Origin of the sequence: Vibrio sp. OPT41 (assembly GCF_015163595.1) — a bacterium.
GTDB lineage: Bacteria > Pseudomonadota > Gammaproteobacteria > Enterobacterales > Vibrionaceae > Vibrio > Vibrio alginolyticus.
Genome location: NZ_JADDYH010000007.1, coordinates 1 through 401, shown reverse-complemented (window position 1 = coordinate 401; position 401 = coordinate 1). Strand labels below are relative to the sequence as shown.

Below are 401 nucleotides of genomic sequence, written 5' to 3'. Positions count from 1 at the left end.
GGGAACTCCAGGGAGACTGCCGGTGATAAACCGGAGGAAGGTGGGGACGACGTCAAGTCATCATGGCCCTTACGAGTAGGGCTACACACGTGCTACAATGGCGCATACAGAGGGCGGCCAACTTGCGAAAGTGAGCGAATCCCAAAAAGTGCGTCGTAGTCCGGATTGGAGTCTGCAACTCGACTCCATGAAGTCGGAATCGCTAGTAATCGTGGATCAGAATGCCACGGTGAATACGTTCCCGGGCCTTGTACACACCGCCCGTCACACCATGGGAGTGGGCTGCAAAAGAAGTAGGTAGTTTAACCTTCGGGGGGACGCTTACCACTTTGTGGTTCATGACTGGGGTGAAGTCGTAACAAGGTAGCGCTAGGGGAACCTGGCGCTGGATCACCTCCTTA

At 55.1% G+C, this 401-nt stretch carries 1 rRNA gene; it reads left to right on the top strand.

Features of this window, described 5'->3' with window-relative positions:
• A 16S ribosomal RNA gene (locus tag IQP38_RS00525) occupies positions 1–401 on the top strand; the annotation flags it as partial.